Source organism: Lysinibacillus halotolerans (assembly GCF_003711845.1).
Taxonomy (GTDB): Bacteria; Bacillota; Bacilli; order Bacillales_A; family Planococcaceae; genus Ureibacillus; species Ureibacillus halotolerans.
Genome location: NZ_RHLQ01000040.1, coordinates 1 through 16,395 on the forward strand (window position 1 = coordinate 1; position 16,395 = coordinate 16,395).

14 protein-coding genes are annotated in these 16,395 nt (G+C 33.5%); 9 read left to right on the forward strand and 5 right to left on the reverse strand.

Features of this window, described 5'->3' with window-relative positions; all coding sequences use genetic code 11:
* Positions 1 to 125: 125 nt before the first annotated feature.
* Positions 126 to 1,646 carry a succinate CoA transferase gene (locus EC501_RS13910; protein WP_122972910.1) on the reverse strand — a complete coding sequence of 507 codons (1,521 nt, stop codon included), beginning with the start codon at positions 1,644 to 1,646 and terminating at the stop codon, positions 126 to 128.
* 295 nt (positions 1,647 to 1,941) lie between these two features.
* The gene (locus EC501_RS13915; RefSeq protein WP_122972937.1) at positions 1,942 to 2,592 is read right to left on the reverse strand and encodes a LytTR family DNA-binding domain-containing protein; all 651 of its coding nucleotides are present in this window, start codon (positions 2,590 to 2,592) and stop codon (positions 1,942 to 1,944) included.
* A 503-nt stretch (positions 2,593 to 3,095) separates the two neighbouring features.
* Between EC501_RS13915 and EC501_RS13920 the strand changes: the two genes are divergently transcribed.
* The 3 genes from EC501_RS13920 (at position 3,096) to EC501_RS13930 (ending at position 5,807) form a co-directional block, all read left to right on the forward strand.
* Positions 3,096 to 3,890 (forward strand): helix-turn-helix transcriptional regulator, encoded by a 795-nt coding sequence (locus EC501_RS13920; RefSeq protein WP_122972911.1) that lies wholly within the window; start codon positions 3,096 to 3,098, stop codon positions 3,888 to 3,890.
* Between the two features lie 141 nt (positions 3,891 to 4,031).
* A complete protein-coding gene (gene yidC / locus EC501_RS13925; protein ID WP_122972912.1) occupies positions 4,032 to 4,784 on the forward strand; it encodes a membrane protein insertase YidC in 753 nt (250 codons plus the stop codon).
* A gap of 192 nt (positions 4,785 to 4,976) precedes the next feature.
* The gene (locus EC501_RS13930) at positions 4,977 to 5,807 is read left to right on the forward strand and encodes a M15 family metallopeptidase (protein ID WP_122972913.1); all 831 of its coding nucleotides are present in this window, start codon (positions 4,977 to 4,979) and stop codon (positions 5,805 to 5,807) included.
* 153 nt (positions 5,808 to 5,960) lie between these two features.
* On the opposite strand, the gene cls is transcribed toward EC501_RS13930, so the two are convergent.
* Positions 5,961 to 7,415 carry a cardiolipin synthase gene (gene cls / locus EC501_RS13935; protein WP_122972914.1) on the reverse strand — a complete coding sequence of 485 codons (1,455 nt, stop codon included), beginning with the start codon at positions 7,413 to 7,415 and terminating at the stop codon, positions 5,961 to 5,963.
* Between the two features lie 77 nt (positions 7,416 to 7,492).
* The gene (locus EC501_RS13940) at positions 7,493 to 8,284 is read right to left on the reverse strand and encodes a YwqG family protein (RefSeq protein ID WP_122972915.1); all 792 of its coding nucleotides are present in this window, start codon (positions 8,282 to 8,284) and stop codon (positions 7,493 to 7,495) included.
* Positions 8,285 to 8,724: 440 nt separating this feature from the next.
* On the opposite strand from EC501_RS13940, the gene EC501_RS18740 reads away from it, so the two are divergent.
* Positions 8,725 to 8,856, forward strand: coding sequence for an Lmo0850 family protein (locus EC501_RS18740; RefSeq protein WP_263604146.1), 132 nt, complete (start codon positions 8,725 to 8,727; stop codon positions 8,854 to 8,856).
* 71 nt (positions 8,857 to 8,927) lie between these two features.
* Here EC501_RS18740 and EC501_RS13945 read toward each other — a convergent pair whose 3' ends face one another.
* The gene (locus EC501_RS13945; RefSeq protein WP_122972916.1) at positions 8,928 to 10,115 is read right to left on the reverse strand and encodes an FtsW/RodA/SpoVE family cell cycle protein; all 1,188 of its coding nucleotides are present in this window, start codon (positions 10,113 to 10,115) and stop codon (positions 8,928 to 8,930) included.
* A gap of 195 nt (positions 10,116 to 10,310) precedes the next feature.
* On the opposite strand from EC501_RS13945, the gene EC501_RS13950 reads away from it, so the two are divergent.
* The 5 genes from EC501_RS13950 to cshA all read left to right on the forward strand — a co-directional run bounded on the left by EC501_RS13950 (position 10,311) and on the right by cshA (position 16,307).
* Positions 10,311 to 11,060: a hypothetical protein gene (locus tag EC501_RS13950; protein ID WP_122972917.1), complete on the forward strand. Its 750-nt coding sequence runs from the start codon at positions 10,311 to 10,313 to the stop codon at positions 11,058 to 11,060.
* Positions 11,061 to 11,209: 149 nt separating this feature from the next.
* Positions 11,210 to 12,283, forward strand: coding sequence for a D-alanine--D-alanine ligase (locus EC501_RS13955; protein WP_122972918.1), 1,074 nt, complete (start codon positions 11,210 to 11,212; stop codon positions 12,281 to 12,283).
* Between the two features lie 11 nt (positions 12,284 to 12,294).
* Entirely contained in the window at positions 12,295 to 13,659 is a 1,365-nt protein-coding gene (locus tag EC501_RS13960; RefSeq protein WP_122972919.1) for a UDP-N-acetylmuramoyl-tripeptide--D-alanyl-D-alanine ligase, read from the forward strand.
* A gap of 96 nt (positions 13,660 to 13,755) precedes the next feature.
* Complete coding sequence (locus tag EC501_RS13965) at positions 13,756 to 14,451, forward strand: alpha/beta hydrolase (protein WP_122972920.1); 696 nt, start codon at positions 13,756 to 13,758, stop codon at positions 14,449 to 14,451.
* Positions 14,452 to 14,804: 353 nt separating this feature from the next.
* On the forward strand, positions 14,805 to 16,307 hold the full coding sequence (gene cshA, locus EC501_RS13970) for a degradosome RNA helicase CshA (RefSeq protein WP_122972921.1): 1,503 nt from the start codon (positions 14,805 to 14,807) through the stop codon (positions 16,305 to 16,307).
* Positions 16,308 to 16,395 lie beyond the last annotated feature (88 nt).

The window sequence follows — 16,395 nt, forward strand, 5'->3', positions numbered from 1 at the left end:
TCATGGCCATTAACTAAAGAAAAAAAGAATTTACATACAAAAATAGAGAAAGGTGAATTTGAGTTTCCTCAAATTCACCTTTCCCACTATTTGAAGCTAGTTATGTCCCAGCCTCTTTATTTATATTATGCGTTTGTTGTTTCTTTTTTCATTGTTTTATTTTTAGCAAGGTTTACATGCCAAGAAAGTGCTTCCTCTAAAATATGAGGAGTTTGTGCATTACCAGTAGCTTCTACAGCACGGTTGTAATAATCCCATAATTGTTCTTTGAAATCAGGGTGTGCACAGTTTTCAATAATTAAAGCTGCACGTTCCTTTGGAGCTAGTCCACGTAGGTCAGCAATACCTTGTTCAGTTACGATTACGTCAACGTCATGTTCTGTATGGTCTACGTGAGATACCATAGGAACGATAGATGAAATTGCTCCGCCTTTTGCATAAGATTTTGTTACGAAAATGCCTAGACGAGCGTTACGAGCAAAGTCACCAGAACCACCGATACCGTTCATCATTTTTGTACCGCTAACATGTGTAGAGTTTACATTTCCGTAAATATCTAATTCTAGTGCAGTATTAATAGAAATTAATCCGAGACGACGGATTACTTCTGGGTGGTTTGAAATCTCTTGTGGACGTAAAACTAATTTATCAGCATATTTTTCAAGGTTGCCGTAGACTTTTTTCTGTAATTCTTCAGAAATTGTAATCGATGTTGCGGCTGCGAAGCTTACTTTACCAGCATCGATTAAGTTAAATACTGCATCTTGAAGTACTTCAGATGCTACAACTAAGTCTTCGAATTCAGAGTCTGCAAAGCCATCTAATACTGCGTTTGCTACAGAACCAACACCAGATTGTAATGGCATTAATTTATTTGTTAAACGACCAGCTTTAATTTCAGAACGGAAGAAATCTAATAAAATGTTAGCCATTGTTTGAGTTTCTTCGTCTGGTGGTACGATTAATGAAGGAGCATCTGGCTCTTCTGAAATAACAATTGCTTTAATTTTCGCAGGATCAACTTTGATACCGATTTCACCAATGCGTGTTTTAGCATCTGTCATTGGAATTGGTTCACGTTGTCCTTGTGGTGCAGGAACATAAATATCGTGAATTCCGATAAGGCTCTCCGGGTGAGAGATGTTTAATTCAACAATGATATTTTCTGCATACTCAGCAAATACAGGTGAGTTACCTACAGAAGTTGTAGGAATAATTAATCCATCTTCAGTAATCGCAGCAGCTTCCACAATTAAATATTTAATAGGGCCAATAATTCCTTGGCGAACTAATTCAGCATTATGAGATAGGTGAGCATCTACATATAAAACATCACCAGAGTTAATTTTGTTACGAATACCTGGGTCTGCAATGAAAGGTCCACGTTTACGAATAACCCCTTCTTCTGCTAAATACTTATCTACTTCTGGACCAAGAGATGCACCAGTGTAAATGTCAATTTTGAATTTTTCATTTTTAGAACGTTCTACTAATGCCATTGGTACAACTTTTGCATCTCCAGCACGGGTAAAACCACTCATTGCAACTACATCGCCATCAGAAATAAGTTTTGCAGCTTCTTCAGCAGATACGACGTTATTTGCTAATTGTTTTAATCCTAAACGTTTCTCAACTCTTGGATCCATATTAAAAATCCTCCCCTAAATAGATATGTTAGTCATAAAAAAAGAAAATTTTGTAAATTTTTCTGTACATTTAGTTGAGTAATTACTCAATTTGTATAAATAATAATAACACCAAAATGTCACAAATTCTTCAAAAAACGCATGAAAGTGCTTAAAAAACGATTAATAGAGAAAAAAATGTAATTTTCGATAAAAATCGAGCTTTAACAGACAAAAATGCCGAATTTTGCATTGTATAAAAATACAAAACACCCTTTGAAGATGTCAAAGGGTGTTGTAAATCAAATTTTTACTTTTAAAATCCTAATGAACGACGGAAATAACTTGCATATCGTTGGCTTACAGGGATTCTTGTTCCGTCTTTCATAATCAATAGGAAAGTGGAATGGGAATCCGGTTGGATTTCATCAATATAATCGATATTTACAATGTAAGATCTATGGCAGCGTATAAATGAATCTTGAGCTAGGAACAGTTCAAGGTCACTTAAATTTAAACGGTGGTATCCTTCGCGGTTCATTGTTTTTACAAATGTTTTACGCAATTGTGTTTCAAGATAAATTACTTGGTTGTGTTTAATTGGATACCAACAATCGTCAATTTTAATTGTAATATAGTTTGTTAAAAATGGTGATGGCTTTTGTGGGAAGATAGCTGTAATGGCACCCTTTGTTTCTCCTTCCTCAATTAAAGGAATACTCATCCCATAATAAGGAACTCCGAATACATCAGGCTCGATATAAGTATTGATTTTTTGGCCATATGTAAGAGCTTTATGAGCTGCAGATCCTTCTTTTACTGGGTCACCAGGTTTAATTTTTAAATCTATTTTCTTACTAGGTTGATAATACAAATATTCATTTGTATCCGACACTGCAATTGACGTATTTTCTGGGAAGAAATCTTTAATAATATCCATGATCTCTTCAATTTGTTTTGGATCCACTTTATGACACCTCATTTTTGTATACATTTTACTATAATATAACATATATTTTACTACATATTTAAATAATTGAAATAGAGAAGATTGTGGAATAAATAAGGATTTTTCAGTAACAAAAAATTTCATATTGTTATTCTGTCTCTTTTTAAATTTTTTAGAATAAAATTGTGTAATTTAATAAGAAATTAACTATAGTATTTCTTCTATAGAACAATTCATTACTAGTTTTTAACAAAAAATTGAGTTGAAAAAATATGAAATTATGGTAATATTCACTTTAGTTAAACATATTTAATTCTTTATTCTCATTTATCTTATAATATAAATGAAATTTATAGCATAATCTACTCAATAAGTAACAAGGTATGATTACATAGCGAAAAGTATTAATAAAATTCTATTCTATTTTGAAGATATAATTTTTATTTCTCACTTTTTTGATGATGCTTATAAATTGGAAATTAATTATGCATTTTGCATTCTGAAGAAAGATGGGGTATTCTATGCAGCTACATCAACATTCAATAACTGAAACAATTTCTAAAAGGTACTTTCAAGAAATTGACAGTATAAATCAATATAACGGGATTGAAGATTTCTTTAATATTGAATCTAAGCTGTTATTTGAAGTCTTTCACTTAGAGTCGGCAAAAGCAAAAAAATCTTTACATGAAATGATCGATATACTTTCGATACGATTTGGCAGGCAAGTAATCAAAATTGTTCGGAATTACTTTATTGTTCTTTCATCAATCGTTGCACGTAAATTATTGGATAATCAAGTTCCTTCAAGAAAAGCCTTTGCCTTTAATTTAGCTTGTGCAGATATGATTGAAAATAAAATGAAGGATGCTGAATTTCTACAATTTGCAGATGATTTAATTGATTTTTATGTTCATTTTATTGCAGATCGTAAACAACCAACATTCCGACATCAAACAGTTAATAAAGTGATTATGTACATAAATGATGAACTCGAAAATGATTTAACAGTTGAGAGTATTGCGCAAAAATTCCATATTAGTACGAGTCATTTATCGCGTATTTTTAGAGAACATGTTGGAATAACTTTAGTTGAATATTTAAATGTTAGAAGAGTAGAAGAATCCCAATATTATTTGCGACATACAAATAAAAGTATTACTTCGATCTCCGAGCAATTCCACTTCTGTAACCAAAGTTATTTTACAAGAATCTTTAAAAAGTACACCGGTGTTACTCCGAAGCATTTCCGAGATGAATTGCATCATGAATTTTATCGATTTGAAATACCAGAAGTAGAGCTGGAAAAAGTATAAAATGAACTAGATACAGTTGGCAAATATATTGCCAACTGTATTTCACTTTAATGGTAATTTAATAATATGAGCTGTAATTTGATATTCATATTCTTAATACTGTATACTTCAAATTAGCTAAACTTAATAGTAGGTGGAAAAATGAAAAAATTGAAACTTATTTCAATGCTAGGCCTTTTGTTAATGGTGCTAACAGGATGCCAAGCGGTTGAAAATCAGGAAGGCTTCTTTTATAGCACTTTTGTTAGACCGATGAACTGGTTACTAGAATTTTTAGGAAATGATTTATTTAACGGTAGCTACGGTTTAGCCATTATCGCAATTACGATTGTAATTCGATTGATTTTGATGCCTTTCATGTTGAAAAACTATCGTCAACAATCAAAAATGAAATCTAAAATGGATATCGTAAAACCGAAAATGGAAGAGATCCAAGAAAGATTAAAAGCAGCCCAAACTAAAGAAGAACAAATGGCTATACAACAAGAAATGTTAGCGCTATATCGTGAAAATGGTATTAATCCGTTAAATATGGGTTGCTTACCAATTATTATTCAAATGCCAATTATTACGGGATTATACTTTGCAATTCTTTATTCACAAGATGTAAAGGTTCATGAGTTCCTTTGGTTTAGTTTAGGCTCGCCTGATATTTTAATGACGGTTATTGCGGGTATCGTTTACTTTATCCAAGCGAAAGTATCCCTATGGACGGTTCCTGAATCACAAAAAGCTCAAATGAAATTGATGATTTATATTTCTCCGATTATGATTGTATTTATTTCATTCTCTTCAATGGCTGCATTACCTTTATATTGGTCAGTCAGTGGTTTAATATTAATTATTCAAACATATATCGGCAGAAAATTTTATTCTGAACATCCAGCTAAATAAATTGTAGAGTTAAAACCGAGGAGTTTATCCTCGGTTTTTCTATTATGGAAGGAAAAAATATTTTATTAAAAGGTAAATTTCGTGTTTCTTTTCTTTTTAAAAAACGTCATAAAGAACTAGATAAATTGTAAAGTCAAAATGCAAGAACAGTGCTAAAATAGAAGCATTGTAGAGGAAAGAGGCAAATCCAAAATGAAACGTTCAATTTATGTAAACAAAAAGAAAAACGATAAAAAGAAATATATATGGATAGGTGTTAGTAGCGCCATTGTCCTTATTGTAATAGTTGGTGCAATAATCTTAGTAAAACAATACCCGCAATTAATAGAAACGAAACCAAACACTACGGATATAGCGAAAGAAAAAACGGAGCAACCCGAACAACCGGTTCAAGAAGAAATTGAACCACCAAAACAAACTGAAGTAACAGAAGAACCTGCAAAACAACAAGAGCAACCTTTAGAGAATGGTGGCTATATAGAAGGTCAAACTTTACCAACGGAGCCTACGTATGTTGATGGGGTATTAATCGCCAATAAAAAATACCCGTTACCAGCTGATTTTGCGCCTGGTGAAAATAAAGAGGCACGTGCAGCTTTTGAAAAAATGGCGGCCGATGCAAAAACTGCCGGTTTTGAACTAAATGCTTTTAGTACGTACCGTTCATATGAATACCAAGAAGTTTTGTACAATAATTATGTTAGTCGTGACGGAAAAGAAAATGCAGACCGTTACAGCGCAAGACCTGGTTATTCTGAGCATCAAACTGGTTTAGCCTTTGATATTGGTGAAAAGGGGAAAGAGGATTTATGGTTAACAGCTGAATTTGGTGAATCGGAAGCGGGTAAATGGTTAGTGGAAAACGCCCATAAATATGGTTTTATATTACGTTATCCAGAGGGAAAAGAAGCAATTACGGGTTATATGTATGAATCGTGGCATTTTCGTTATTTAGGTGTGGAACTAGCAACAAAAGTGAAAGAATCCAATTTAACTTTAGAAGAATATTTAGGCATTCAATAGAAAGAGGCTGGGACATAACTCGAATTTTTGAGGAAATCTAAAAGTCGGGCATTAACTTTCTGATTTAAAACTTCGATTACGCCTTTATACCGCAAAAAAATGTTAGACCATTTACAATTTTGGTCTAACATTTTTCTTTTGTCCCAGCCTCTTTTAAAGTATAGGTGAAAGTAATCGAGAAATGGATTCTTTAAATTTAATAAAATTAGACCGATTTTCATATTTTTCTAATGTTAGTTCTGTGCAATCCAATATATCTTTTTCGAAAATCTCTGCTATTTCATGAGAAATAGGACGATTATAAATAAAGGCATTCACTTCAAAATTCAAACTAAAGCTACGTACATCAATATTCGCCGTACCAACAGTTGAAACTTCATCATCGATGACAATCATTTTGGCATGGATGAACCCTTTCTCATAAATGAAGACTTTTGCTCCAGCTCTTAATAATTTCCCTACATAAGAATAAGTCGCCCAGTAAACAAACATATGATCAGGTTTATTTGGAATCATAATTCTAACATCAATTCCAGATAATGCGGCAATTTCAATTGCATTTAGGAAACTATTATCAGGTATGAAATAAGGAGTTTGTATATAAATGTACCGTTTTGCACTCATTAACAATTTTAAATAGCCATTTTTAATAGCTGGCCATTCTGTATCTGGTCCGCTGGATACAATTTGCATTGCAACATCGCCTTTTTTCGGAATGGCAGGAAAGTACCTTTCAGAATAGACAATGTTGTTATTACTCGCTTGGTTCCAATCAAGTAAAAAACGAGTTTGTAATGGATGGACTGAACTCCCTTCAATTCTTAAATGGGTATCACGCCAGTAGCCAAACTTTTTATTTAATCCTAAATATTCATCCCCTACATTAAAACCGCCTATATATCCGACACGCCCATCAATAATCACGATTTTTCGGTGATTACGAAAATTTAATCTAGGATTAATAAGAGGAAGGATGGAAGGGAAAAATACTTCTATTTCTCCTCCTAATTCTATTAGCTCTTTAAAATGTCGTTTCTTAACCCCACGAGAGCCCATTTCATCATAAAGAATACGTACTTTTATACCTTGTTGAGCTTTCTTTTTTAGCGCAGTAATAATTCGGCTTCCTAAATGGTCCAGTTTAAAAATGTAGTATTGAATATGGATATGGTCTTTCGCATTTAATATATCTTCAATTAATGCTTCAAACTTTTTTTCACCGTCATCAAAAATTTCAATATGATTATCTTGCGTTAAAACCGAATCGCTCGTTTTTAAATTCATATGAATTAAACTTTTATGTTTACCGACTTCCTCGGTATGAAAGTCTAATGTGTTTTCTTCCAAAGCCTCTATTTGATAGGTGATTAACTTATCGATTCCAATATCTTTTTGTCCTTCCCATCGAAATAAATGTTTTTTGCGCATTTGTCTTCCAAGAGATAAATACAAAATAAACCCAACTAAAGGAAGGAAAAATAGTACAAGAATCCATGCCCAAGTAGAAGTCGGGTCTCTTCGTTCTAAAAAGATAACTGTGATTGCCAAGATAATATTTAAAATAAGAATAATCGGAATAACAGTTATGGTATTAAAAAAAATACTCATATGACTGCACCTACTTTATATTTAGTCACAGTAATTATAACTTAATTATCTATCGAATTGTAACAAATGAAATATTGTTAATATTGCTCCATTACAAAATAGATGGAAGAAAAGTCGGAATTTTGTAACTTTTTATCGTTAATAAAAAACTTGAATACTCCTGTGTCTCCAATCATAATTCCGTGTTCATCATTTGAAACAACTTGAAGTAATACAGTATTAAACTTTTCTAGTAACGGTGATCCTCTTCTTGTATCCGATTCAATAAAATATGGATAACCTCCTATTTTATGATCGGCAGCTAAAAATTGTTTCAAATAAATATCTTCTAAAGTAGGGTCATCAATGTTAAAAGGATCAGATAATTGGAAATAATGTTCCCGTCGATAATCTGTTGCAGATACGGGTTCAACTATTTGTTTATAGGATAACCCCATTTCTTGTTGAATTGGAAAGTGCTCTATTAATTCTAAATAGGTGAAATCTTTTACTAAGTTCGAATCCGAAAGAAGTGAAGGAAAGTAACGTACTTTAAAATCTTGTTGAAAAAGAAGTTCAACTTTCTTTTCAGTCCAATAACAAAATTTTTTAGAAATAAAAATTTGCAGCAATCCGAAATTTGGAAATGGAAATTGAGGGGGCATTTCTGAAAAATTAATTTGGGCTAATAACAACATATAATCTCCATCAGAATCTTTAGGATGGAGGTATGACTTTGGCATATAGGGGTATCCTGCCAATTTACTTGTTGTAAATGAAGGATTGGAATGTTTAGGAGTAATAATTGTGGCATTTTTTACGGAGGATTCAATTTTATCTCGAAAACATTCTAATTGGTGCGGTAATTCAATAAAAGTTCGAGTTGCCACTTTAATCCCCCAAAATTTATCGTACTTGAATTATAAATATAAAAGCATTTTTCACATCTTTTCTTAAATTAAACATACGTTTTAAAATAATATTAAGAAAACAATGCGCATAGTAATATACGCACCATTTTTATGAAATATGCAGGAAAATTTTTTTATTTAAAGAATCTACTAAAAGTTTTGTTAGCATATTGGTTTAAAATAAGGAATTTTTGGTTAAATTAACATTAACGAACGAATAAAATGTTTCAAAAATGGAATATAAATTTAAAGGTAATTCAGTTGACAATTTACAAGCTGTAACAAAATTGAAAAATATATTTTGTAGGAAACATGTTATGATGGACTTAAATAATGACGTTAAACCTTTTAGTAGTTGAAACTTTTTTACAGTTTAGAACGTTAATGATAATATAATTGGAAGGTTAGGTGGAAAAAGTATGACAAAGGAAGTAGACTTAAAAAAAATCGTATCGAATTTATCTAAATTAGGTGTTACTGCAACAGTTACAAAGTCGCGTCTTGAATTACTTAAAGTATTAACACCACCAACTCAATCTCCACAAGTATAAAAATTATTAAATCTAGTATAAAACAAAAATTCCCGACTTTTTTAAGTCGGGAATTTTTGTTTTATAAACTTTTAATCATCATCATTGGCTGCAAACATGTATGTTCGGTAATGAAATTTCATACTAAATACTAAACCAATGGCGAGGGCGTTCCCCATTAACGAACTACCTCCATAACTTAAGAATGGCAGTGGAATACCTGTAATTGGTAAAAGTTGAATGGTCATACCGATATTTTCGAATACGTGGAAAGTAATCATAGCAATAATTCCTGCACAAACATAAGTGCAGAAAGGGTCTTTTAACGTTAACGTTGTTTTCGTTAAATGATAAATTAATAAGAAATATAAACAAATAACAAAACTTGCGCCAAGGAATCCCCATTCTTCACCGATGACGGTGAAAATGAAATCGGTATGGCTTTCCGCAACATAAACTTCCCTGTCCATATATCCTTTACCGAAAATTTCGCCTGAACCAATAGCATTTAATGAAGTGATGAGATGATAACCAGAATCCGATGAATAAGAATAAGGGTCTAACCAAGAATAAATACGTGCAAATTGATATGGTTGTAATCCGAATTTATCCTCGAGAAAGTCTTGCATATATAGAGCCATCCATAGCAAAGCTCCACCGACGGAAACGCCAGCAACAAAAACTGGTAGTATGATTTTCCACGAAATCCCTGCAACAATAATTAACGCTGCTGTTATTGCTAAAAATACAAGGGCAGAACCTAAGTCAGGTTGAGTCATAATAAAAGCTAACGGAATAAATAAAGTAATAGCAATTTTTCCTAAAAGTATGAAATCCGTTTTAATCGTTTTCATTGAATACTTTTCATTGTGATGGCTAATTAACTTCGCCATTGCCAGTATATAAAAAGTCTTCATAAATTCAGATGGTTGAATATTACCGATTGGTAAGTGATACCAACTCTTTGCTCCGTTAATTCTTTCTCCTAATTGACCAGGGCCTTCGGGTAAGAAGACAAGTATGAGCAAAAGAAATATACCAAATCCATATAAGTACCAAGACATTTTTTTATATTGATCTGGTTCAAAGTACATAACGAACGCTACAATAAATGCTCCAATGACATACCATTGTAGCTGTTTAATTACGAAGTTTGTCGCCCCATATTGACCTGAAGTTTGAGCAGATGAAATGGCTAACAAACTAATAATTAGAAAGCCAAAAAGTATAAAAGCAAGCTTCCAATCGAATCGGCCTGCAAAATTTCGATTATTTTCCATTTTTTCCACCTAATTAATCTTAAGATTATTCATAAAGCCCTTTTAACATTTGCCTATTTTACTTTACCATATAAATGATTAAAAGGGGACTTCCTATTATATCTAAAGTTGTGACGAAAAAGGGATGAAAATGTTTCAAATTTAAAGATTACATCATATAATAGCTATTGAGCGAATTATTGGGAGAGTGATCGTATGGCAAAAAAACAAAAGACTGCTGAAGACTTTATTCACCATTTATTTATACATATGAATGATGTCGATCATTTTGTAATATACAGTGGTTTATCATTAAAGCAGTTTGTAAACGCGGTCGATCCAATTCCGAATTTATTATTATTAAAACATTCTTACGAAGACAGCTCATTCAACATGAATACACAATTTGATTTTGTACCATTAGAAGATTTACATGATTTTGTAAAAAAATCGGCTGATAGTGATATAGATTTATGTTGGGTTGACTTTGCGAATGAAAAGGGGCTAAATCAACTTACACCGACTGAACAAGCTGAACTGCTATATATAAGTCATAAAAAAGAACCGATTCACTCGGCATTCTTTTCGAAATTGCAAAATCGCTACGTGTATTATTCATCTGAAAACGATAAATTAACGAAAGTTTATTTCCGTTATTTAAATGACTCAGAATTTATCGTTTCCAATTTATTTAATCAGTTAATTAAGGAAAAAGAAGTGAATGGAAGTTTCTGGCGTAGAAAATCAAAAGATGCCATTCCAGCTTTAGATCCCGTCGTTTTAAAGGCTTATCGTCCTTTTGTGAAAGAGGGAGCTTTGCTATCCCTTTATAAGATGGAAAAACCAAATAACAGCTACGGTATTGAAATTCGTACTCTTTCTGACTATGATTATCCAGATGAAGTGTGGGATGATTTGCACGTAATATTAAAACAAAACTACGATGAACTAATTAAAATCACTTAAACTTTCTGTCATAGCACCTTTTTTGACAGGGAGTTTTTTTAACTTATTTGTGAAAGAGCTGTAATATAAAATTGATAAAATGAAGTTGTTTATTTTGTTCATAAGATTTCATGGTAAACTAGAACTACTCAATATTTGGAGGTCAAAAAATGAAAAAGCGCGTTGGTTTATTATATGGAGGAAAATCTGCTGAGCATGAAGTGTCTTTATTAACAGCGACAGCAGTTTCAAAAGCTATAGATTATGGAAAATATGAAGTACATCCGATTTTTATTACCTTGGATGGACAATGGCTTAGAGGACCTCAATTAACACAACCGGTTGAATCAATCGAACAATTACAATTTAAAAGGGAAGTAAATTCGCCCAATGATATTACAGAATTTATTTTAGATAAAAATGCAAAAGCCGATTTTGATGTAATCTTTCCATTATTGCATGGAACAAATGGGGAAGACGGAACGGTTCAAGGTTTATTAGAAGTATTAAATTTCCCTTATGTAGGTAATGGTGTTTTAGCTTCTGCTGCTGGTATGGATAAAGTAGTCATGAAGCAATTATTTAGTGTAGCTGGTTTAAAACAAGTACCATATGTTTATTTCATCCGAAAAGAGTGGGATGACAATCAAAAGGCGATCATAGAAAAATGTGAAAATGAGTTAACATGGCCTATGTTCGTTAAACCTGCTAATTTAGGTTCAAGCGTAGGGATAAGTAAAGCTTCAAATGGAGAACAATTAGTAAAAGCAATTGAATTTGCGCTTCTGTATGACCGTAAAGTAATTGTGGAACAAGGTATTGAGGCCCGGGAAGTGGAAATGGGTGTGTTAGGCCATAATGACCCGAAAGTATCAGTTCCAGGTGAAATAAAACCGGTAACAGAGTTTTATGATTATGACTCTAAATATAAGGACGATTCAACTGAGTTAATCATTCCTGCCAAAATACCTTCAACTGTAGAAGTGTCGATGAGAAAAATGGCAGTTGATGCATTTAAAATTTTAGATTGTTCAGGACTAGTACGTGCCGATTTCTTCGTTACAGAAAATGATGAAGTATACATTAATGAAGTTAATACAATGCCTGGTTTTACACCTGTTAGTATGTATCCGCTTTTATGGCAACATACCGGTGTACCTTACCCTCAATTAATCGATACGTTAATTGAGCTAGGACTTGAACGTTATACAGAAAAACAACAATTACAATACAATCGAGATTAGAGTGATAAACGATGAAAAGAACGATAAAAGAAATTGCTGATTGGTTATCAATTGATTCTGTAGATTTTGTTGAAACAGTAGTGACAGGGGTTTCAATCGACACACGCACCATTTCACAAGGGGATTTATTTATTCCCTTTCGTGGTGAATCGGTAAATGGACATAAGTTTGTCGAGCAAGCCTTTGAAAAGGGTGCAGCTGCATCCCTATGGTTAAAGGACGAACCAAATCCTCCAAAAGATAAACCAATTTTATTTGTGGATGATGCAGAACTTGCATTACAACAAATGGCGCGGGCATATCGAAACCAACATAGAGGGAAATTTATCGGTGTCACAGGATCAAATGGAAAAACTTCCTCTAAAGATATTTTAGCAAGTATGTTAACACCTTTTTATAAAGTTCAAAAAACGATTGGTAATTTCAATAATCAATTAGGATTACCAATTACCTTATTAAACTTGGATGAAGATACTGAAATCGCTGTTTTAGAAATGGGAATGAGCGGTTTTGGCGAAATTGAATTTTTAACGAAGATGGCAAAACCTCATTTCGCTATTATTACGAATATTGGGGAAGCCCATATGCAAGACTTAGGTTCCCGTGAAGGAATTGCGCAAGCAAAGTTTGAAATTATCCAAGGATTAGATCGTGAGGGCATTTTATTTTATGATGGGGATGAGCCTTTGCTGCAACATTTAGTAAATAAAGAGACTCATCTACAGTCAAAATCCTTTGGCTTCCAAAGTTCAAACGATTTAGTTGCCACTTCCATTGAAACTACAGAAAAGGGCAGTCGTTTTACAGTTCGTGGCGAATTAAACGGTGAGTTTTTCATTCCAGTACTAGGTAAGCATCAAGTGAAAAATACATTAAATGCGATGCTTGTAGGAAAAGCGATTGGGCTACATGAAGAACAAATTCGTCAAGGATTAGCACAAGTTACTTTGACAGATATGCGAATGCAATTAGTTCCAACTGAAAAGGGAATAATATTTATTAATGATGCTTACAATGCTGCACCAACTTCTATGACAGCAGCTATCCAGTTCGTTCAAACGACTTCCATAAGGGAAGATAAATGGCTTGTTCTAGGGGATATGCTGGAATTAGGAGAAAATGAAAAGCAGTTCCATGAGCAGATCGCATCGGTTATTGATGAATCAAAAATTTCTAGAGTTTGTTTATTTGGCTCACGTATGAAATGGCTTTATGAACAACTGAAAGGCAAGTTTGCAGAAGCAAACTTATTGTATACAAACGATGATTATGAAAAAATTGTCCAGTATATCAATCAATATGCTGATGATCAATCGTTAATTTTATTAAAAGGTTCCCGTGGTATGAAATTAGAGACGATTTTAAAATCCTTTTAGTCACATTAAAAAAGATGTTTATTAAGCCATTTATTGGTTTAGTGACATCTTTTTTAGTATTGTCAATGTATGTAGAGTTATGTGGAGGGACTATGAATGAAAATCGGTGTTCTAATGTTACATGGTTTTTCAGGTGGACCATACGAAATTGAGCCCCTTGCAAAATATATAGAAAACAATACGAATTGGATAATCGAAAAGCCAACTTTTATGGGACATGGTAACAGTCTCTCATTGAAAGGTTACAAAGCGGAGCATTGGCTAATGGATGCTGAAATTGCCTATCGCCAACTAGCGAAGAAAGTAGATGAAATTTATATTGTTGGGTTTTCCATGGGCGGTATGATTGCCCTTTATTTAGCAACGAGATATAAAGTGAAAAAGCTTGTTTTATTAAGTGCGGCTGCAAAATATGTTGCCCATAGTCAGCTGTTGAAGGATATACGATTAATGGCAAGAGAGGCAATGTATGGGCAATTAAAAGATAACGAATTATTTAATCGATATAAGAACAAAATAAAAAATGTACCTGTTAGTGCAACTTTTCAATTTATGAAAATTGTTCGTGAAGTAAAGTTATACATGCATAGAATTGATGTACCTACCTTTATCGCTCAAGGTCGATTAGATGGTATAGTTCCTTATGCAACAGCACAACTGTTATATGATCAACTTCCTTCAAAGGAAAAACAAATTTATTTCTCACCAAAAGGGAAGCATCACATTTGTTATAGTGATGATTGTGACTTATGGTTTCCTAAAGTCATCAATTTTTCACAAGGAAAAGTATAAATTACGAATATTACAACTAGAACAATATCGTTGCATTGCAGTGATGAGCCATGATAGACTAAATGAAGCAATGGATACATTTTGTGCGAAGGCTCTTCACAAATTTCTGATGAAGAGTGCTTTTTTTTGAATTTAACGGTTTTATTCTATTGATAATGAAAGAACTAAAAAGTATAGAATTGAACCGCTCGGCAAAGACCGGGCTTTCCTTTTCATATAAAATCGCTCTCTGAACGCAAGCAGAGAATTATTAAGTATCGGAAACGTTCCAAACTTAGGCCCTTAGTTTGCCGACATTTCATCTGAAAATGTAACCATTTGTCAACTTAAAGGAAAAAAGGAGATTGAAGAGTTTGACAAATTTTTCAGAATTAAATATTAGCGAATCGACATTACGTTCATTAAAACGTATGGGATTTGAAGAAGCCACACCAATCCAAGAAGGAACAGTTAGGTTTGCAATGGAAGGCCGAGATATTATCGGTCAAGCGCAAACAGGAACTGGTAAAACTGCAGCTTTTGGTATTCCACTAATTGAACGAATTGACCCAAAAAATCCATCAATTCAAGCATTAATCATCGCTCCTACTCGCGAATTAGCAATCCAAGTATCTGAAGAGCTTTACAAAATCGGTTATGACAAACGAGTAAAACTATTATCAGTTTACGGTGGTCAAGATATTGGACGCCAAATTCGTGCGTTAAAAAATAAACCACAAATTATCGTTGGTACTCCAGGACGTATTATCGACCATATTAATCGTCGTACATTAAAATTAGACAGTGTTCAAACGCTTGTATTAGATGAAGCGGATGAAATGTTAAATATGGGATTCATTGATGATATTAATGCTATTTTAGAAAACGTTCCTGAAGAACGCCAAACATTATTATTCTCGGCTACAATGCCACCTGCAATTCGTAAAATTGCAACGAACTTCATGAAAAACCCTGAAGAAGTAAAAATTAAATCAAAAGAAATGACAGTTGAAAACATCGACCAATATTTCGTAAAATCGCAAGAACGCGAAAAATTCGATATTTTAACTCGTTTAATCAATGTTCACCAACCGGAACTTGCTATCGTATTCGGACGTACAAAACGCCGCGTTGACGAACTAGCACAAGCGTTAAGTATCCGTGGATATTTAGCAGAAGGAATTCATGGTGACTTAAGCCAAGCAAAACGTATGTCTGTATTACGTCAATTTAAAGAAAATAAAATTGACATTTTAGTTGCAACAGACGTTGCTGCTCGTGGACTTGATATTTCTGGTGTAACGCATGTTTATAACTTTGATATCCCACAAGATCCAGAAAGTTACGTTCACCGTATCGGTCGTACAGGTCGTGCAGGTAAATCTGGTTTAGCGGTAACTTTTGTAACACCACGGGAAATGGGTTACTTACGTATTGTTGAGGAAACAACGAAAAAACGTATGACACCTCTTCGTCCACCAACTGAATCAGAAGCTTTAGTTGGACAACAACAAGTGGCAATGGAAAATTTAATTGAAATTGTACAAGCAAATGAACTAGGTGATTACCGCATTTTAGCGAATCAACTATTAGAAGATCATGATGCAGTAGATTTAGTTGCAGCAGCGATTAAATATATGACAAAAGAACCTGATGATACACCAGTAACGATTACGGAAGAACGTCCTTTACCAATGCGTAAAACTTCTTCTGGAGGTCGCGGTGGCCGTAGTGGAGATTCCCGTGGTCGTCGTGATTACGGTCGTGGTGGCCGCAGTGGTGGTCGCCGTGAAGGTGGTCGTAAAGATGGACGTCGCGAAGGTGGTCGTCGTGAAGGTGGAGAACGTCGTCGTTCACCACGTCGTAGAGAAGACTAATTTTTTCTGTAAAAGTGTCCTAGAATATTTAGGGCACTTTTTTTATATATTGAAACAATTTTCTTGTTCATCCGTATAAAATGGAAGA